We start from the raw sequence: 18,628 nt of genomic DNA on the forward strand, positions 1-18,628 counted from the left end.
CTCTTTGCCTGATGACCATAGCGAGTCGGTCCCACCCCTTCCCATCCCGAACAGGACCGTGAAACGACTCTACGCCGATGATAGTGCGGATTCCCGTGTGAAAGTAGGTAATCGTCAGGCTCCCTAAGCCAAGAACCCCCGCCTAACCGGCGGGGGTTTTTGCATTTGTGGCGCGGAAATGCGCGTGGCGAGCGGGGCACCCATCCGGGCGCACAGTCTTCTTCGAAAAAGCCCGGTGCGATCATCGTCGGACAAGGGGCGCCACCTCGATTCCTCGCAACTGCCGTTAGCGCAAACAGGCCGCTCAGCCTGGGCTTCCGACCATCACCTCCGTACAGCCCCCAATATCCGGGCCGCCGTAAGCCGGCTGGTCCGAAGATCGTCAGCCGGGCTCGGATCGCTCAGCGCCGTATCGGGGCGCATGCTACGGCACGAGGAGCGCGGGGCACGGATCGGGGCCCGCGGCGCGAAGATTTACCCGACAGTTTTCCTGCGGCGCGAGCGTACTGGCTGACGCGACGCGCCCGCGTCGAAGCCGAAGCAAGTGTCGTCGGCCAAGCGAACCAGATGGATGTCGTGCGGGCAGGCCTGGTATCGCACGCAGATCGTTACTTCGCTGCGACAGGCCGCCAGACAGTCATTCTGATCAGCTTGCACGACTCGCCGAGGCGGCGAGCGATTTCATTGCCTGACATCAGCTGCAGTGGCCATGCACCCGCGTTGGCAATCATTGGTTCGAGCGCATGTTGTTGTCGGTCAAGCGCTGCGGGACGTTCATGCTGCTCATGTCGTTCGTGGAATCGTGCGGCGTCGCGCCGAGCCAGGGGCGGTCGAAGGGGCGCTCAGAAGCCGTGATAGCGGCTATCGCTTCGCGGCTCACGTGGCGAATCCAGGTGGCCCGTCAGGCCGGCCGTCGGCGCGACACCATTTGTCCGACATGTCGGCGGCAAGCACTATCGATGTCCCGGCTAGCGCGGCGGTCGCGAACTGGCGAACGAGCTTACGCATGATCGCGGTAGGGCTGACGATCTCGGCGGATAACGACATCACCCTATAGGCGGCACCCATCGACTGCGCAGCGCCAGGAAATGCCGCTGAAAAGCTCGCAAGAAAGCGGCGTCCGTCCCGTCGCGAACCGATCGGCACGAAATTTGCCGGAATTTTTGCATATACCCCTTGGCTTTGTGACGCGAAGGCCGTATGATGGCGGTCTTCTGATTTTCGGCGCGGGTGCAGATCTGCGGCGAAACCAGAATCTGACGAAGATGTGTGCATCAACATGCCGGGCTGACGCCTCGCGGATCGTGCAGGCATTCTCGAGGAGAATGAAAATAATCTTCGCGATGCGCTTGACACAAGTGTGATGTGCCTCCATAATCGTCAGTTCTCTACGGAGGGGTGCCCGAGTGGCTAAAGGGGGCAGACTGTAAATCTGTTGGCTTACGCCTACGTTGGTTCGAATCCAACCTCCTCCACCAAGACATCAGCGCAGAGAGCAGTAGGGAATCGTTAGTGGCCCGTGCGGGTGTAGCTCAATGGTAGAGCAGAAGCCTTCCAAGCTTACGACGAGGGTTCGATTCCCTTCACCCGCTCCAGTCTGCGTAGTTGAAGCGTAAAACCGCCCATGTGGCTCAGTGGTAGAGCACTCCCTTGGTAAGGGAGAGGTCGGCAGTTCGATCCTGCCCATGGGCACCAGTAGTACAGTCAGTGTCTGTTTGCGCGCGGCGCAACATGTGAAATTCCTTTCGGGAGTTGAAAATGGCCAAGGAAAAATTCGAGCGGACCAAGCCGCACGTGAACGTTGGTACGATTGGTCACGTTGACCACGGCAAGACGACGCTGACGGCAGCGATCACGACCGTGCTGACGAAGAAGTTCGGCGGCGAAGCGAAGGCATACGACCAGATCGACGCAGCGCCGGAAGAAAAGGCACGCGGCATCACGATCAACACCGCGCACGTCGAGTACGAAACGGCTAACCGCCACTACGCACACGTCGACTGCCCGGGCCACGCTGACTATGTGAAGAACATGATCACGGGCGCGGCGCAGATGGACGGCGCGATCCTGGTGTGCTCGGCAGCAGACGGCCCGATGCCGCAAACGCGTGAGCACATCCTGCTGGCGCGTCAGGTTGGCGTTCCGTACATCATCGTGTTCCTGAACAAGTGCGACATGGTGGACGACGCTGAACTGCTCGAGCTGGTCGAGATGGAAGTTCGCGAACTCCTGTCGAAGTACGACTTCCCGGGCGACGACACGCCGATCGTGAAGGGTTCGGCGAAGCTGGCGCTGGAAGGCGACACGGGCGAGCTGGGCGAAGTGGCGATCATGAACCTGGCAGACGCACTGGACACGTACATCCCGACGCCGGAGCGTGCGGTTGACGGCGCGTTCCTGATGCCGGTGGAAGACGTGTTCTCGATCTCGGGCCGCGGTACGGTGGTGACGGGTCGTGTGGAGCGCGGCATCGTGAAGGTCGGCGAGGAAATCGAAATCGTCGGTATCAAGCCGACGGTGAAGACGACCTGCACGGGCGTGGAAATGTTCCGCAAGCTGCTGGACCAAGGTCAGGCAGGCGACAACGTTGGTATCCTGCTGCGCGGCACGAAGCGTGAAGACGTGGAGCGTGGCCAGGTTCTGGCGAAGCCGGGTTCGATCACGCCGCACACGCACTTCACGGCTGAAGTGTACGTGCTGAGCAAGGACGAAGGCGGCCGTCACACGCCGTTCTTCAACAACTACCGTCCGCAGTTCTACTTCCGTACGACGGACGTGACGGGCTCGATCGAGCTGCCGAAGGACAAGGAAATGGTGATGCCGGGCGACAACGTGTCGATCACGGTGAAGCTGATTGCGCCGATCGCGATGGAAGAAGGTCTGCGCTTCGCAATCCGCGAAGGCGGCCGCACCGTCGGTGCCGGCGTCGTCGCCAAGATCATCGAGTAAGCCAGTTATTCGTTGATCGACAGTTTTGGGGCTGGCATTAGCCAGTCCCAACATGGTCTAGGGGTATAGCTCAACTGGCAGAGCGTCGGTCTCCAAAACCGAAGGTTGGGGGTTCGATTCCCTCTGCCCCTGCCAAAAAATCGCCACGTGTCATACGTGGCATTTGTTTTAAGGTGTTATGGCGAATCCATCCGTCGAAACTGTAAATACCTCCGGCGATAAGCTGATGCTGGCCCTGGGCGTATTGTTGGTCTTGGCCGGATTCGTGGGCTTCTTCTGGCTGGGTGGTCAGGAGTGGTACGTCCGCGGTGCCGCTCTGGCGGTGGGGTTGATCGCCGGCGTGGCCGTGGGCCTGATGTCGGCGCCTGGCAAGGGCCTGATCGCGTTTGCCAAGGATTCGTACAAGGAAGTCCGGAAGGTCGTTTGGCCCACCCGCAAGGAAGCAACGCAAACCACGCTCGTCGTGTTCGGTTTCGTGCTCGTGATGGCAATTTTCCTCTGGTTGAGCGACAAATCCATCGAATGGGTGATTTTCTCGGCGATTCTGGGTTGGAAATGATATGAGCGATACTCCGGCATCCCCGAGCGGAAAGCGGTGGTACGTCGTGCACGCCTACTCCGGTATGGAGAAGAGCGTGCAACGCGCGCTTCAGGAGCGCATTGAACGTGCCGGCATGCAGGACAAGTTTGGCCAGATCCTGGTTCCGACCGAAGAAGTGGTCGAAGTCAAGGGTGGTCACAAGGCAGTGACGGAACGTCGTTTCTTCCCCGGCTACGTGCTGGTGGAAATGGAAATGACGGACGAAACGTGGCACCTCGTGAAGAACACCGCGAAGGTCACCGGTTTCGTCGGCGGTGCGCGCAACCGCCCGACGCCGATTTCCCCCAAGGAAGTCGAGAAGATCATGTCGCAGATGCAGGAAGGCGTGGAGAAGCCGCGCCCGAAGACCCTGTTCGAAGTCGGCGAGATGGTTCGGGTCAAGGAAGGCCCGTTCACGGATTTCAATGGCACCGTCGAAGAAGTGAACTACGAAAAATCGCGTGTGCGTGTGTCGGTCACCATCTTCGGTCGCGCCACCCCGGTCGAGCTCGAGTTCGGCCAGGTCGAAAAAGTTTGATCCCGATTCGGTGGGCAGCCTCGGCTGCCCACCTTCGCGCTTACGGTCCGCGTCATGGCCGTTGAGGAGCGTCAGTAGCCAGCGGCGAACGCGCGTTATCACTCACCGAACGCCGCTTGGCGTTCCAACGAGGTTTTCAAATGGCAAAGAAGATTGTCGGCTTTATCAAGCTGCAGATCCCTGCAGGTAAAGCCAACCCGTCGCCGCCGGTCGGTCCGGCACTGGGCCAGCGCGGCCTGAACATCATGGAGTTCTGCAAGGCGTTCAACGCGCAGACTCAAGGCATGGAGCCGGGTCTGCCGGTGCCGGTGGTCATCACGGCATACGCTGACAAGAGCTTCACGTTCGTGATGAAGACGCCGCCGGCGACCGTCCTGATCAAGAAGGCGGCGAAGGTGGACAAGGGCTCGAGCAAGCCGCACACCGACAAGGTCGGTTCGATCACGCGCGCTCAAGCCGAAGAAATCGCGAAGACCAAGATGCCGGACCTTACGGCAGCTGATCTGGACGCAGCCGTTCGCACCATCGCTGGTAGCGCACGCTCGATGGGCATCACCGTGGAGGGTGTGTAAATGGCTAAGATCTCCAAGCGCCGTCAGGCATTTGCCGCCAAGGTCGACCGTCAGAAGCTGTACGCGATCGAAGACGCACTCGCACTCGTGAAGGAATGCGCGAGCGCGAAGTTCAACGAATCGATCGACGTCGCAGTCCAGCTCGGTATCGATGCGAAGAAGTCGGACCAAGTGGTTCGCGGTTCGGTCGTTCTGCCGGCTGGCACGGGCAAGTCGGTTCGCGTTGCCGTGTTCGCGCAAGGCGAGAAGGCCGAGCAAGCACGTGCAGCAGGCGCGGAAATCGTCGGTATGGAAGACCTGGCTGAGCAGATCAAGGCTGGCCAGATGGACTTCGACATCGTGATCGCTTCGCCGGACACGATGCGTATCGTCGGTACGCTGGGTCAGATCCTCGGCCCGCGCGGCCTGATGCCGAACCCGAAGGTCGGCACCGTGACGCCGGACGTCGCAACCGCGGTCAAGAACGCGAAGGCTGGCCAGGTCCAGTTCCGCGTCGACAAGGCCGGTATCATCCACGCGACCATCGGCCGTGCATCGTTCGAATCGACCGCGCTGCGCAGCAACCTGTCGGCGCTGATCGAAGCGCTGCAGAAGGCAAAGCCGGCAACGAGCAAGGGCGTGTACCTGCGCAAGATCGCACTGTCGAGCACGATGGGCGTCGGCGTGCGTGTCGACCAGGCTACGCTGGCAGCGCAGTAAGCAAGAATTCAGGCCGCTTCACGAAGCGGCCTCAAAGGGCTTTGGGCGGTTGTCCGCGCAGTTTGGCGGGCAACCGGTTATCAAAGACCGTTGGTGGGAGCGTCGCAGTCAGGCAATCCCTTAATGCAAGCCAACGCAGATGGCGAACCCGAAATAGTTTTGCAGTGGTGAAGCCCCAGGCCGCGAAGCGATTCGCGGTGTGAGGTGGAAATACTCCTAACGAGTCGGACGCCGTTGTTGAACGAGGTACGTGAGGTTTCGTGCCGAACGTATCGTTTCTGGAGGCTAACCGTGCCGCTTAATAGAGAAGACAAGCAAGCCGTCGTCGCTGAGGTTGCCGCGCAAGTCGCGAAGGCCCAGACCGTCGTGCTGGCTGAGTATCGTGGAATTGCGGTTGGCGATCTGACCAAGCTGCGCGCGAAAGCGCGTGAGCAACAGGTTTACCTGCGCGTGTTGAAGAACACGCTGGCGCGTCGCGCCGTCGAAGGTACGCCGTTTGCTCCGCTGGCAGAGCAGATGACTGGCCCCCTGATCTACGGCATCTCGGAAGATGCAATTGCTGCTGCGAAGGTCGTCAACGACTTCAGCAAGAGCAATGACAAGTTGGTCATTCGGGCTGGTTCGTTCGATGGCAAGGTGATGGACCAAGCCGGCGTGCAAGCGCTGGCAAGCATCCCGAGCCGCGAGGAACTGCTCTCGAAGCTGCTGTTCGTTATGCAATCGCCTGTTTCCGGCTTTGCGCGCGCTCTGGCCGCGCTGGCTGAGAAGAAGCAAGCCGAAGCTGCGTAATCGAACGCACATCAGCGTCACTGATCGCTGGCTGTATCCGTATTCAATTTAGGAGTATTTCAAATGGCAATCGCAAAAGAAGACATCCTGGCAGCAGTCGAAGGGATGACCGTTCTGGAACTGAACGAACTGGTCAAGGCGTTCGAAGAGAAGTTCGGCGTGTCGGCAGCTGCTGTTGCAGTCGCTGGCCCGGCAGGCGGCGGCGCTGCTGCTGCAGCTGAAGAGAAGACCGAATTCACGGTCGTCCTGGCTGAAGCAGGCGCGAACAAGGTTTCCGTCATCAAGGCAGTTCGCGAACTGACGGGCCTGGGCCTGAAGGAAGCGAAGGACCTGGTTGACGGTGCACCGAAGCCCGTCAAGGAAGGCGTCGACAAGGCTGCTGCTGAAGAAGCCAAGAAGAAGCTGGAAGAAGCAGGCGCGAAGGTCGAAGTCAAGTAAGTTCCGGCGCGCTGTGCGAAGGCTGGCGGTATTTCCACCGCCGGCCTTTTTGTGCTTTGTGGGAACGTTATTCTGGCACTCTTTCGTGAGCCGGGATAAACGCCCCGAGAAGCCAAAGATAACCGTCGAATCGTTGCGATTGGCGTTTTTCTTTGTCTTCTGAAGCGACTGCAGAAGGCAAGTTTGGTCGGGTAGCGGGCAACACAGGCATCCGCTGCCGTCAGCCAGCGGTTGGTAGCGGCCAACCACCAAGCTTCTCGGCTCGTTCAAGCCGTCGGACGGCCATCGGGTCTCAGTCGGTGAACACTCGGGTTTGACACGTCCAGGTATTCCGCCTCGATAGCACCCGCCGTGATTCGGAGATCGTATGCAATATTCCTTCACCGAGAAGAAGCGCATTCGCAAGAGTTTCGCGAAGCGCCCCATCGTTCACCAAGTTCCTTTCCTGCTGGCCACCCAGCTTGAATCATTCAGCACGTTTCTGCAAGCTGATGTTCTGACGGCGCAACGCAAGCCTGAGGGTTTGCAGGCTGCCTTCACATCGGTATTTCCCATTGTTTCGCACAATGGTTTCGCGCGTCTCGAGTTCGTGAGCTACGCGCTGTCCTCGCCGGCATTCAACATCAAGGAATGTCAGCAGCGGGGCCTGACGTACTGTTCCGCGCTGCGCGCGAAGGTGCGCCTCGTCATCCTCGACAAGGAATCGCCGAACAAGCCGGTCGTCAAGGAAGTGAAGGAGCAGGAAGTGTACATGGGCGAAATTCCGCTCATGACGCCGACGGGCTCGTTCGTCATCAACGGTACCGAGCGTGTGATCGTCTCGCAGCTGCATCGCTCGCCGGGCGTGTTCTTCGAACACGACAAGGGCAAGACGCACAGCTCGGGCAAGCTGCTGTTCTCGGCACGGATCATTCCGTACCGCGGCTCGTGGCTCGACTTCGAATTCGATCCGAAGGACATCCTGTACTTCCGCGTCGACCGTCGCCGCAAGATGCCGGTCACGATCCTGCTGAAGGCGATCGGCCTCACGCCGGAACAGATCCTCGCGAACTTCTTCGTGTTCGACAACTTCACGCTGATGGACGAAGGCGCGCAACTCGAGTTCGTGCCGGAGCGCCTGCGTGGTGAAGTCGCGCGTTTCGACATCACGGATCGCGACGGCAAGGTCATCGTCCAGAAGGACAAGCGGATCAACGCGAAGCACATTCGCGACCTCGAAGCCGCGAAGACCAAGTTCATCTCGGTGCCGGAAGACTATCTGCTCGGCCGCGTGCTGGCGAAGAACGTCGTCGACGGCGACACCGGCGAAGTGATCGCGAGCGCGAACGACGAGATCACGGAAAGCGTGCTCGAGAAGCTGCGCGAAGCGGGCATCAAGGACATCCAGACGCTCTACACGAACGACCTGGACCAGGGCCCGTACATCTCGTCGACGCTGCGTGTCGACGAAACGGCCGACAAGACGGCCGCGCGCATCGCGATCTACCGCATGATGCGTCCGGGCGAGCCGCCGACCGAAGAAGCGGTCGAGGCGCTGTTCAACCGCCTGTTCTACAGCGAAGAAGCGTACGACCTGTCGAAGGTCGGCCGCATGAAGTTCAACCGCCGCGTCGGCCGTGACGAGATCACCGGCCCGATGACGCTGCAGGACGACGACATCCTCGCGACGATCAAGATCCTCGTCGAGCTGCGCAACGGCAAGGGCGAAGTGGACGACATCGACCACCTCGGCAACCGTCGCGTGCGTTGTGTCGGCGAACTGGCGGAAAACCAGTTCCGCGCAGGCCTCGTGCGTGTCGAGCGCGCAGTCAAGGAACGCCTCGGCCAGGCCGAAAGCGAAAACCTGATGCCGCACGACCTGATCAACTCGAAGCCGATTTCGTCGGCGATCCGCGAGTTCTTCGGTTCGTCGCAGCTGTCGCAGTTCATGGACCAGACCAACCCGCTGTCGGAAATCACGCACAAGCGCCGTGTTTCCGCACTGGGCCCGGGCGGTCTGACGCGCGAGCGCGCAGGCTTCGAAGTCCGCGACGTGCACCCGACCCACTACGGCCGCGTGTGCCCGATCGAAACGCCGGAAGGTCCGAACATCGGCCTGATCAACTCGCTCGCACTGTACGCGCACCTGAACGAATACGGCTTCCTCGAGACGCCGTACCGCAAGGTCGTCGACAGCAAGGTGACCGATCAGATCGACTACCTGTCGGCGATCGAGGAAGGCCGCTACATGATCGCGCAGGCAAACGCAGCGATCGACGAGAACGGCCAGCTGATCGACGAACTCGTGTCGTCGCGTGAAGCCGGCGAAACGATGATGGTCACGCCGGACCGCATCCAGTACATGGACGTGGCGCCGTCGCAGATCGTGTCGGTTGCAGCCTCGCTGATTCCGTTCCTCGAGCACGACGATGCGAACCGTGCACTGATGGGTTCGAACATGCAGCGTCAGGCCGTGCCGTGCCTGCGTCCGGAGAAGCCGGTCGTCGGTACGGGCATCGAGCGCACCTGCGCGGTCGACTCGGGCACGACGGTCCAGGCGTTCCGCGGCGGCGTCGTCGACTATGTCGACGCAGGCCGTATCGTGATTCGCGTGAACGACGACGAAGCGGTCGCGGGTGAAGTCGGTGTCGACATCTACAACCTGATCAAGTACACGCGTTCGAACCAGAACACGAACATCAACCAGCGTCCGATCGTGAAGATGGGCGACAAGGTCTCGCGCGGCGACGTGCTGGCCGACGGCGCCTCGACGGACCTGGGCGAGCTCGCGCTCGGCCAGAACATGCTGATCGCGTTCATGCCGTGGAACGGCTACAACTTCGAGGATTCGATCCTGATCTCGGAGAAGGTCGTGGCCGACGATCGCTACACGTCGATCCACATCGAAGAGCTGAACGTCGTTGCACGCGACACGAAGCTCGGGCCGGAAGAAATCACGCGCGACATCTCGAACCTGGCGGAAGTCCAGCTCGGCCGTCTCGACGAATCGGGCATCGTGTACATCGGTGCGGAAGTCGAAGCGGGCGACGTGCTGGTCGGCAAGGTCACGCCGAAGGGCGAGACCCAGCTGACGCCGGAAGAGAAGCTGCTGCGCGCGATCTTCGGCGAGAAGGCGTCGGACGTGAAGGACACGTCGCTGCGCGTGCCGTCGGGCATGAGCGGCACCGTGATCGACGTCCAGGTGTTCACGCGTGAAGGCATCCAGCGCGACAAGCGTGCGCAACAGATCATCGACGACGAACTGAAGCGCTACCGTCTCGACCTGAACGACCAGCTGCGCATCGTGGAAGGCGACGCGTTCCAGCGTCTCGCGCGCATGCTCGTGGGCAAGGTTGCAAACGGTGGCCCGAAGAAGCTCGCGAAGGGCACGAAGATCGACCAGGCTTACCTGGAAGACCTCGACCACTATCACTGGTTCGACATCCGCCTCGCGGACGACGAAGCAGCGGTGCAGCTCGAAGCGATCAAGAACTCGATCGAAGAGAAGCGCCACCAGTTCGACCTCGCGTTCGAAGAGAAGCGCAAGAAGCTCACGCAAGGCGACGAACTGCCGCCGGGCGTGCTGAAGATGGTCAAGGTGTACCTCGCGGTGAAGCGCCGCCTGCAGCCTGGCGACAAGATGGCAGGCCGCCACGGTAACAAGGGTGTCGTGTCGAAGATCGTTCCGGTCGAAGACATGCCGTACATGGCTGACGGCCGTCCGGCCGACGTCGTGCTGAACCCGCTGGGCGTGCCGTCGCGGATGAACGTGGGTCAGGTTCTGGAAGTGCACCTCGGCTGGGCCGCGAAGGGCCTCGGCTGGCGTATCGGCGAAATGCTGCAGCGTCAGGCGAAGATCGAGGAGCTGCGTGTCTTCCTGACGAAGATCTACAACGAGTCGGGCCGCGCGGAAGATCTGGAGAGCTTCAGCGACGACGAGATCCTCGAGCTCGCGAAGAACCTGCGCGAAGGCGTGCCGTTCGCGACGCCGGTGTTCGATGGTGCGACCGAGGACGAAATGGCGAAGATGCTCGACCTCGCGTTCCCGGACGACATCGCCGAACACCTCGACATGAACCCGTCGAAGAACCAGGTCCGTCTGTACGACGGCCGCACGGGCGAAATGTTCGAGCGTCGCGTGACGGTCGGCTACATGCACTACCTGAAGCTGCACCACTTGGTCGACGACAAGATGCACGCGCGTTCGACGGGCCCGTACTCGCTCGTCACGCAGCAGCCGCTGGGTGGTAAGGCGCAGTTCGGTGGCCAGCGTTTCGGTGAAATGGAAGTGTGGGCACTCGAGGCATACGGCGCGTCCTACGTGCTGCAGGAAATGCTGACGGTGAAGTCGGACGACGTGAACGGCCGGACCAAGGTGTACGAGAACCTGGTCAAGGGCGATCACGTGATCGACGCCGGCATGCCGGAATCCTTCAACGTGCTCGTGAAGGAAATCCGCTCGCTCGGTATCGACATCGATCTCGACCGCAATTAATCGGACTACGGAGAGAAAGCAATGAAAGCTCTGCTCGATCTATTCAAGCAAGTCCAACAGGAAGAAGTTTTCGACGCGATCAAGATCGGTCTGGCTTCACCTGACAAGATCCGTTCGTGGTCGTTCGGCGAAGTGAAGAAACCGGAGACCATCAACTACCGTACGTTCAAGCCGGAACGCGATGGTCTCTTCTGCGCGAAGATCTTCGGGCCGATCAAGGACTACGAGTGCCTGTGCGGCAAGTACAAGCGCCTGAAGCACCGCGGCGTGATCTGCGAGAAGTGCGGCGTCGAAGTGACGCTGGCGAAGGTGCGTCGTGAACGGATGGGCCACATCGAACTGGCCTCGCCGGTCGCGCACATCTGGTTCCTGAAGTCGCTGCCGTCGCGTCTGGGCATGGTGCTCGACATGACGCTGCGCGACATCGAGCGCGTGCTGTACTTCGAGGCATACGTGGTGATCGAACCGGGCATGACGCCGCTGAAGGCGCGGCAGATCATGACCGAAGAGGATTACTACAACAAGGTCGAGGAATACGGCGACGAATTCCGTGCCGAGATGGGTGCGGAAGGCGTGCGTGAACTGCTGCGCGCGATCAACATCGACGAGCAGGTCGAGACGCTGCGCACCGAGCTGAAGAACACCGGCTCGGAAGCGAAGATCAAGAAGTACGCGAAGCGCCTGAAGGTCCTCGAGGCATTCCAGCGCTCGGGCATCAAGCCCGAGTGGATGATCCTCGAAGTGCTGCCGGTGCTGCCGCCGGAACTGCGTCCGCTCGTGCCGCTGGACGGCGGCCGTTTCGCGACGTCGGACCTGAACGACCTGTACCGCCGCGTGATCAACCGTAACAACCGGTTGAAGCGTCTGCTCGAGCTGAAGGCGCCGGAGATCATCGTCCGCAACGAAAAGCGGATGCTGCAGGAAGCCGTCGACTCGCTGCTCGACAACGGCCGCCGCGGCAAGGCGATGACGGGCGCGAACAAGCGTCCGCTGAAGTCGCTCGCCGACATGATCAAGGGCAAGGGCGGTCGTTTCCGTCAGAACCTGCTGGGCAAGCGCGTCGACTACTCGGGCCGTTCGGTCATCGTGGTCGGCCCGACGCTGAAGCTGCACCAGTGCGGCCTGCCGAAGCTGATGGCGCTCGAGCTGTTCAAGCCGTTCATCTTCAACAAGCTGGAAGTGATGGGCGTCGCGACGACCATCAAGGCGGCGAAGAAGGAAGTCGAGAACCAGACGCCGGTGGTGTGGGACATCCTCGAAGAGGTGATCCGCGAGCACCCGGTGATGCTGAACCGTGCGCCGACGCTGCACCGTCTCGGTATCCAGGCGTTCGAGCCGGTGCTGATCGAAGGCAAGGCAATCCAGCTGCACCCGCTCGTCTGCGCGGCGTTCAACGCCGACTTCGACGGTGACCAGATGGCCGTTCACGTGCCGCTGTCGCTCGAAGCGCAGATGGAAGCGCGCACGCTGATGCTCGCGTCGAACAACGTGCTGTTCCCGGCCAACGGCGATCCGTCGATCGTGCCGTCGCAGGATATCGTGCTGGGTCTGTACTACGCGACCCGCGAAGCGATCAACGCGAAGGGCGAAGGCCTGTCGTTCACCGGCGTGTCGGAAGTGATCCGCGCGTACGAGAACAAGGAAGTCGAGCTGGCATCGCGCGTCAACGTGCGGATCACCGAAATGGTCCACAACGAGGACAAGTCGGAAGGCGCACCGGCGTTCGTGCCGAAGATCACGCTGTACGCGACGACCGTCGGCCGCGCGATCCTGTCGGAGATCCTGCCGCACGGCCTGCCGTTCTCGGTGCTGAACAAGCCGCTGAAGAAGAAGGAAATCTCGCGCCTGATCAACACGGCGTTCCGCAAGTGCGGCCTGCGCGCGACGGTGGTGTTCGCCGATCAGCTGATGCAGTCGGGTTTCCGTCTCGCGACGCGCGCCGGCATCTCGATCTGCGTGGACGACATGCTCGTGCCGGAGCAGAAGGAAACGATCGTCGGCGACGCCGCGAAGAAGGTGAAGGAGTACGACCGCCAGTACATGTCGGGTCTCGTCACCGCGCAGGAACGCTACAACAACGTGGTCGACATCTGGTCGGCGACGTCGGAAGCGGTCGGCAAGGCGATGATGGAGCAGCTGTCGACGGAGCCGGTGACGGACCGCGACGGCAACGCGACGCGCCAGGAGTCGTTCAACTCGATCTACATGATGGCCGACTCGGGCGCCCGGGGTTCGGCGGTGCAGATTCGTCAGCTGGCCGGTATGCGCGGCCTGATGGCGAAGCCGGACGGCTCGATTATCGAGACGCCGATTACCGCGAACTTCCGCGAAGGCCTGAACGTGTTGCAGTACTTCATCTCGACCCACGGTGCACGTAAGGGTCTGGCTGATACGGCACTGAAGACCGCGAACTCGGGTTACCTGACGCGTCGTCTGGTCGACGTGACGCAGGATCTGGTCGTGGTCGAGGACGATTGCGGCACGAGCAACGGCGTCGCGATGAAGGCGCTGGTCGAAGGCGGTGAAGTCGTCGAAGCGCTGCGCGACCGTATCCTCGGCCGCGTCGCGGTGGCGGACGTCGTGAATCCGGAAACGCAGGAAACGCTGTACGAATCGGGCACGCTGCTCGACGAAACGGCGGTCGAGGAGATCGAACGCCTCGGCATCGACGAAGTGCGCGTGCGCACGCCGCTGACCTGCGAAACCCGCTACGGTCTGTGCGCGTCGTGCTACGGCCGCGACCTCGGCCGCGGCTCGCTCGTGAACGTCGGAGAAGCGGTCGGCGTGATCGCCGCGCAGTCGATCGGCGAGCCGGGCACGCAGCTGACGATGCGTACGTTCCACATCGGTGGTGCGGCATCGCGTGCGGCAGTGGCGTCGTCGGTCGAAGCGAAGAGCAACGGTATCGTGCGCTTCACGTCGACGATGCGCTACGTCACGAACGCGAAGGGCGAGCAGATCGTCATTTCCCGTTCGGGCGAAGCGATGATCACCGACGACTTCGGTCGCGAGCGCGAGCGTCACAAAGTGCCGTACGGCGCGACGCTGCTGCAGCTCGACGGCGTCACCGTCAAGGCCGGCACGCAGCTCGCTACGTGGGATCCGCTGACGCGCCCGATCATCACCGAGTACGGCGGTACGGTGAAGTTCGAGAACGTCGAGGAAGGCGTGACGGTCGCGAAGCAGATCGACGACGTGACCGGCCTGTCGACGCTGGTCGTGATCGACGTGAAGCGTCGCGGTTCGCAGGCGTCGAAGAGCGTGCGTCCGCAGGTGAAGCTGCTCGACGCGAACGGCGAGGAAGTGAAGATCCCGGGCACGGAGCACGCAGTGCAGATCGGCTTCCAGGTCGGCGCGCTGATCACCGTGAAGGACGGCCAGCAGGTGCAGGTGGGTGAAGTGCTCGCACGTATCCCGACCGAAGCGCAGAAGACGCGTGACATTACCGGCGGTCTGCCGCGGGTGGCGGAACTGTTCGAAGCGCGTTCGCCGAAGGATGCGGGCATTCTCGCGGAAGTCACCGGCACGACGTCGTTCGGCAAGGACACGAAGGGCAAGCAGCGTCTCGTCATCACGGACCTCGAGGGCAATCAGCACGAGTTCCTGATCGCGAAGGAAAAGCAGGTGCTGGTCCACGATGCTCAGGTCGTCAACAAGGGCGAAATGATCGTGGACGGCCCGGCCGATCCGCACGACATCCTGCGTCTGCAGGGTATCGAGGCGCTGTCGCGCTACATCGTCGACGAAGTGCAGGACGTGTACCGACTGCAGGGCGTGAAGATCAACGACAAGCACATCGAGGTGATCGTTCGCCAGATGCTGCGTCGTGTGCAGATCACCGACAACGGCGATACGCGCTTCATCCCGGGCGAACAGGTCGAGCGTTCCGACATGCTGGACGAGAACGATCGCATGATCGCCGAGGACAAGCGTCCGGCGTCGTACGACAACGTGCTGCTGGGTATCACGAAGGCGTCGCTGTCGACCGACTCGTTCATCTCCGCGGCATCGTTCCAGGAAACGACCCGCGTGCTGACCGAAGCGGCGATCATGGGCAAGCGCGACGATCTGCGCGGCCTGAAGGAAAACGTGATCGTCGGCCGTCTGATTCCGGCTGGTACGGGCCTGGCGTTCCACAAGGCGCGCAAGGCCAAGGAGTCGTCGGATCGCGAGCGTTTCGACCAGATCGCAGCGGAAGAAGCGTTCGAGTTCGGCACCCCGAGCACGCCCGCCACGGAAGAGCCGCAACAGCATCCGGCAGCCGAGTAAGTGCTGGCGGCGCGAGCCGCCTCGCTACGCTGTCGCTGAAACCGCCCAGTTTCGACTGGGCGGTTTTTTTTCGCCCGGCCGGCGCCGGTCGCCGGCACCAACGCGCACTGTCCCGATGGCCAATGTTGTGCGATTCGCCGCTTCAGGCGCGCACGGGTTGTTAGAATCCCGGTCATCGCAGTTTGCCGTCTTCCATCTCATTCATGTCCCGCGCCCTCGAAATCCTCGACGAAGTCTTCGGTTATTCCGCGTTCCGCGGCCAGCAAGGCGAGATCGTCGAGCACGTCGCCGGCGGCGGCGATTGCCTCGTGCTGATGCCGACCGGCGGCGGCAAGTCGCTGTGCTACCAGATCCCCGCGCTGTTGCGGCGCGAAACCGGGCATGGCGCGGGCATCGTCGTCTCGCCGCTGATCGCGCTGATGCAGGACCAGGTCGCGGCGCTCTCCGAAGTCGGCGTGCGCGCGGCCTACCTGAACTCGACGCTGTCCGGCGCGGAGGCCGCGGCCACCGAGCGCGCGCTGCGCGAAGGCGAAATCGACCTGCTGTACGTCGCGCCCGAGCGGCTGATGACCGGGCGCTTCCTCGACCTGCTCGAGCGCACGAAGATCGGCCTGTTCGCGATCGACGAGGCGCATTGCGTGTCGCAATGGGGCCATGATTTCCGTCCCGAATACATCCAGCTGTCGGTGCTGCACGAGCGGTTTCCGTCGGTGCCGCGCATCGCGCTGACGGCGACTGCCGACGCGATCACGCGCGACGAGATCGTCCACCGCCTTGCGCTCGACGACGCGCGCGTGTTCGTGTCGAGCTTCGACCGGCCGAACATCCGCTACCGGATCGTTGAGAAGGACAACGCGCGCGCGCAGCTGCTCGACTTCATCCGTGCCGAGCACACGAATGCCGACGGCACGACCGATGCGGGCGTCGTGTATTGCCTGTCGCGCCGCAAGGTCGAGGAAACGGCCGAATGGCTGAAGGCGCAGGGCGTGCGCGCGCTGCCGTATCACGCGGGGATGGAATTCGAGGTGCGCCAGAAGCACCAGGAGATGTTCCAGCGCGAAGAGGGCATCGTGATGTGCGCGACGATCGCGTTCGGCATGGGGATCGACAAGCCGGACGTGCGCTTCGTTGCGCACCTCGACCTGCCGAAGAGCGTCGAGGGCTACTACCAGGAAACGGGCCGCGCGGGCCGCGACGGCCTGCCCGCGAATGCGTGGATGGCGTACGGCCTCGGCGACGTCGTCCAGCAGCGCAAGATGATCGACGAGTCCGATGCCGACGATGCGCACAAGCGCGTGCAGACGGGCAAGCTCGACGCGCTGCTCGGGCTGTGCGAGACGATTTCCTGCCGCCGCGTACGTCTGCTGAATTACTTCGGCGAGGCCAGCCAGCCGTGCGGCAATTGCGACACCTGCCTCGAGCCGCCCGATTCATGGGATGCAACGCGGGAGGCGCAGATGGCGCTGTCATGCGCGTTCCGCGCGCAGCGCGCGAGCGGCTTCAACTTCGGCGCGAGCCATCTGATCGAGATCCTGCGCGGCAGCCGCAACGAGAAGGTCCTGCAACGCGGCCATGATGCGCTCAGCACGTTCGGCATCGGCGCGTCGCTGTCCGAGCCGGAATGGCGGGCGATCTTCCGGCAGCTCGTCGCGTACGGCTATCTGGCCGTCGACCACGGCGGCTTCGGCGCGCTCGTGCTGACCGAGGCCGCGAAGCCGGTGCTGAAGGGCGAGGAAAAGGTCACGCTGCGACGCTACGTGAAGCCGCAGCGTTCGCGCCAGTCGTCGAGCCGCGGCGGCACGCGCGTCGACCCGACGGCCGGCATGAGCGCGCGCGAGCGCGCCCGCTGGGACGCGCTGCGCGCGTGGCGCGCGGAGACGGCCAAGTCCGACGGCGTGCCGGCGTACGTGATCTTTCACGATGCGACCCTCGCCGAAATCGCACGCAATGCGCCGGAGACGATCGACGATCTGCGCCATATCCCCGGGATGGGCATCCGCAAGCTCGAACGCTTCGGCGACGAGCTGATCGACGTCGTCGAATCGGCCTGACGGCCAGCCTCCGGCCGGGCGCCGGTCTCGGCCGTCGGGCGGCAAACGCACGCAACCCGTTGACTTGCTTGGTATTTCCGGAATATGATGCTAGGTTCCGGTTCTTGGCTGGACGGGTTGCGTGCGAAAGTTCGTGCCTGTTTTCCGGATCCGGAGGTCAATCGCACCTCGATTCTCGCTTTGCCCGAAATCGATGTGCGGATTTTGTTCAATTTCAGGAATAAACAATGCCAACCATCAACCAACTGGTTCGCAAAGGCCGTCAGTCGGAAACGACGAAGAGCAAGAGCCCGGCCCTGCAGGACTGCCCCCAGCGTCGCGGCGTGTGCACCCGTGTGTACACGACGACGCCGAAGAAGCCGAACTCGGCACTCCGTAAGGTTGCCAAGGTTCGTCTGACGAACGGCTTCGAAGTGATTTCGTACATCGGCGGTGAAGGCCACAACCTGCAGGAACACTCGGTTGTGCTGATCCGCGGCGGCCGTGTGAAGGACTTGCCGGGTGTGCGTTACCACATGGTTCGCGGCTCGCTGGATACCCAGGGCGTCAAGGACCGTAAGCAAGCGCGCTCGAAGTACGGCGCGAAGCGTGCAAAGGCTGCGAAGTAAGCAGTTTTTGATTTGGGATCGCCCCAGGGCGGTCAAGGCGGTGGTGCCGGATTGCCGGTGCTGTCGAGTAAGTGGTCACCCGGCCAAGCTGGTTAGTCGTGAAGATGTGATCGGGTTAGTTGGTGGCCGCGGGGCTGAGAAACAGCTCCAACTGAACAGGTAAAGGAAGAAACATGCCGCGTCGTCGCGAAGTTCCCAAGCGGGAAGTGTTGCCGGATCCGAAGTACGGCAACGTAGATGTAGCCAAGTTCATGAACATGCTGATGCTGTCCGGCAAGAAGTCGGTCGCTGAACGCATCGTTTATGGCGCATTCGAACAGATCCAGACCAAGGGTGGCAAGGACCCGCTGGAAGTGTTCACGGTTGCGCTCAACAACGTGAAGCCGGTGGTCGAAGTGAAGAGCCGTCGCGTTGGTGGTGCCAACTATCAGGTTCCGGTCGAAGTGCGTCCGTCGCGTCGTATGGCATTGGCGATGCGCTGGTTGCGCGAGGCTGCGAAGAAGCGTAGCGAGAAGTCGATGGCTCTGCGTCTTGCTGGCGAACTGTCCGAAGCGGCTGAAGGCCGCGGCGGCGCGATGAAGAAGCGCGATGAGGTTCACCGCATGGCGGAAGCCAACCGCGCGTTCTCGCATTTCCGTTTCTAAGCGCCAGGCTGGGCTTT

14 protein-coding genes, 4 tRNA genes and 1 rRNA gene are annotated in these 18,628 nt (G+C 62.1%); 17 read left to right on the forward strand and 2 right to left on the reverse strand.

Annotated elements, in window-relative coordinates:
- The first annotated feature begins 7 nt into the window (after positions 1-7).
- Positions 8-120 (forward strand): 5S ribosomal RNA (rrf, locus tag HWY45_RS22730).
- A gap of 607 nt (positions 121-727) precedes the next feature.
- Here rrf and HWY45_RS22735 read toward each other — a convergent pair.
- The gene (locus tag HWY45_RS22735; protein ID WP_155631887.1) at positions 728-880 is read right to left on the reverse strand and encodes a hypothetical protein; all 153 of its coding nucleotides are present in this window, start codon (positions 878-880) and stop codon (positions 728-730) included.
- Entirely contained in the window at positions 877-1,281 is a 405-nt protein-coding gene (locus tag HWY45_RS22740; RefSeq protein ID WP_150999492.1) for a hypothetical protein, read from the reverse strand. The genes HWY45_RS22735 and HWY45_RS22740 overlap by 4 nt, the downstream gene beginning before the upstream one ends.
- Before the next feature lie 111 nt (positions 1,282-1,392).
- Here HWY45_RS22740 and HWY45_RS22745 point away from each other — a divergent pair.
- From HWY45_RS22745 to rpsG, 16 genes are all read left to right on the forward strand, one after another.
- A tRNA-Tyr gene (locus HWY45_RS22745) sits at positions 1,393-1,478 on the forward strand.
- A 43-nt stretch (positions 1,479-1,521) separates the two neighbouring features.
- Positions 1,522-1,595, forward strand: a tRNA-Gly gene (locus HWY45_RS22750).
- Positions 1,596-1,620: 25 nt separating this feature from the next.
- Positions 1,621-1,695: transfer RNA gene (locus HWY45_RS22755), tRNA-Thr, on the forward strand.
- Between the two features lie 63 nt (positions 1,696-1,758).
- Positions 1,759-2,949: an elongation factor Tu gene (gene tuf, locus HWY45_RS22760; RefSeq protein WP_011882996.1), complete on the forward strand. Its 1,191-nt coding sequence runs from the start codon at positions 1,759-1,761 to the stop codon at positions 2,947-2,949.
- A 59-nt stretch (positions 2,950-3,008) separates the two neighbouring features.
- Positions 3,009-3,084 (forward strand) — tRNA-Trp (locus tag HWY45_RS22765).
- Between the two features lie 43 nt (positions 3,085-3,127).
- Positions 3,128-3,508 (forward strand): preprotein translocase subunit SecE, encoded by a 381-nt coding sequence (secE, locus tag HWY45_RS22770; protein WP_059558272.1) that lies wholly within the window; start codon positions 3,128-3,130, stop codon positions 3,506-3,508.
- 1 nt (position 3,509) lies between these two features.
- Positions 3,510-4,067, forward strand: coding sequence for a transcription termination/antitermination protein NusG (gene nusG / locus HWY45_RS22775; RefSeq protein ID WP_006765424.1), 558 nt, complete (start codon positions 3,510-3,512; stop codon positions 4,065-4,067).
- A gap of 140 nt (positions 4,068-4,207) precedes the next feature.
- The gene (gene rplK, locus HWY45_RS22780; RefSeq protein ID WP_006400671.1) at positions 4,208-4,639 is read left to right on the forward strand and encodes a 50S ribosomal protein L11; all 432 of its coding nucleotides are present in this window, start codon (positions 4,208-4,210) and stop codon (positions 4,637-4,639) included.
- Positions 4,640-5,338 (forward strand): 50S ribosomal protein L1, encoded by a 699-nt coding sequence (gene rplA / locus HWY45_RS22785; RefSeq protein WP_017333534.1) that lies wholly within the window; start codon positions 4,640-4,642, stop codon positions 5,336-5,338.
- A 291-nt stretch (positions 5,339-5,629) separates the two neighbouring features.
- A complete protein-coding gene (rplJ, locus tag HWY45_RS22790) occupies positions 5,630-6,127 on the forward strand; it encodes a 50S ribosomal protein L10 (protein WP_059803102.1) in 498 nt (165 codons plus the stop codon).
- A 63-nt stretch (positions 6,128-6,190) separates the two neighbouring features.
- Positions 6,191-6,565, forward strand: a complete 375-nt coding sequence (rplL, locus tag HWY45_RS22795) for a 50S ribosomal protein L7/L12 (RefSeq protein ID WP_006477198.1) — start codon at positions 6,191-6,193, stop codon at positions 6,563-6,565.
- 367 nt (positions 6,566-6,932) lie between these two features.
- Positions 6,933-11,039 carry a DNA-directed RNA polymerase subunit beta gene (rpoB, locus tag HWY45_RS22800; protein ID WP_059558276.1) on the forward strand — a complete coding sequence of 1,369 codons (4,107 nt, stop codon included), beginning with the start codon at positions 6,933-6,935 and terminating at the stop codon, positions 11,037-11,039.
- Positions 11,040-11,060: 21 nt separating this feature from the next.
- A complete protein-coding gene (gene rpoC / locus HWY45_RS22805) occupies positions 11,061-15,308 on the forward strand; it encodes a DNA-directed RNA polymerase subunit beta' (protein ID WP_059558279.1) in 4,248 nt (1,415 codons plus the stop codon).
- Positions 15,309-15,511: 203 nt separating this feature from the next.
- Entirely contained in the window at positions 15,512-17,359 is a 1,848-nt protein-coding gene (recQ, locus tag HWY45_RS22810; RefSeq protein WP_059558281.1) for a DNA helicase RecQ, read from the forward strand.
- A gap of 227 nt (positions 17,360-17,586) precedes the next feature.
- Positions 17,587-17,967, forward strand: a complete 381-nt coding sequence (gene rpsL, locus HWY45_RS22815) for a 30S ribosomal protein S12 (RefSeq protein WP_006400662.1) — start codon at positions 17,587-17,589, stop codon at positions 17,965-17,967.
- 173 nt (positions 17,968-18,140) lie between these two features.
- A complete protein-coding gene (rpsG, locus tag HWY45_RS22820; RefSeq protein ID WP_004198359.1) occupies positions 18,141-18,611 on the forward strand; it encodes a 30S ribosomal protein S7 in 471 nt (156 codons plus the stop codon).
- The last annotated feature ends 17 nt before the right edge of the window (positions 18,612-18,628 follow it).

The sequence above is a fragment of the Burkholderia stagnalis genome (genome assembly GCF_902830275.1).
GTDB lineage: Bacteria > Pseudomonadota > Gammaproteobacteria > Burkholderiales > Burkholderiaceae > Burkholderia > Burkholderia stagnalis.

What these genes read in the sequence shown, in the direction of transcription:
- HWY45_RS22740 (WP_150999492.1), bottom strand. Translation starts at nt 1,281, where the DNA reads ATGTTGATGCACACATCTTCGTCAGATTCTGGTTTCGCCGCAGATCTG.
- tuf (WP_011882996.1), top strand. Translation starts at nt 1,759, where the DNA reads ATGGCCAAGGAAAAATTCGAGCGGACCAAGCCGCACGTGAACGTTGGT.
- secE (WP_059558272.1), top strand. Translation starts at nt 3,128, where the DNA reads ATGGCGAATCCATCCGTCGAAACTGTAAATACCTCCGGCGATAAGCTG.
- nusG (WP_006765424.1), top strand. Translation starts at nt 3,510, where the DNA reads ATGAGCGATACTCCGGCATCCCCGAGCGGAAAGCGGTGGTACGTCGTG.
- rplK (WP_006400671.1), top strand. Translation starts at nt 4,208, where the DNA reads ATGGCAAAGAAGATTGTCGGCTTTATCAAGCTGCAGATCCCTGCAGGT.
- rplA (WP_017333534.1), top strand. Translation starts at nt 4,640, where the DNA reads ATGGCTAAGATCTCCAAGCGCCGTCAGGCATTTGCCGCCAAGGTCGAC.
- rplL (WP_006477198.1), top strand. Translation starts at nt 6,191, where the DNA reads ATGGCAATCGCAAAAGAAGACATCCTGGCAGCAGTCGAAGGGATGACC.
- rpoB (WP_059558276.1), top strand. Translation starts at nt 6,933, where the DNA reads ATGCAATATTCCTTCACCGAGAAGAAGCGCATTCGCAAGAGTTTCGCG.
- rpoC (WP_059558279.1), top strand. Translation starts at nt 11,061, where the DNA reads ATGAAAGCTCTGCTCGATCTATTCAAGCAAGTCCAACAGGAAGAAGTT.
- recQ (WP_059558281.1), top strand. Translation starts at nt 15,512, where the DNA reads ATGTCCCGCGCCCTCGAAATCCTCGACGAAGTCTTCGGTTATTCCGCG.
- rpsL (WP_006400662.1), top strand. Translation starts at nt 17,587, where the DNA reads ATGCCAACCATCAACCAACTGGTTCGCAAAGGCCGTCAGTCGGAAACG.
- rpsG (WP_004198359.1), top strand. Translation starts at nt 18,141, where the DNA reads ATGCCGCGTCGTCGCGAAGTTCCCAAGCGGGAAGTGTTGCCGGATCCG.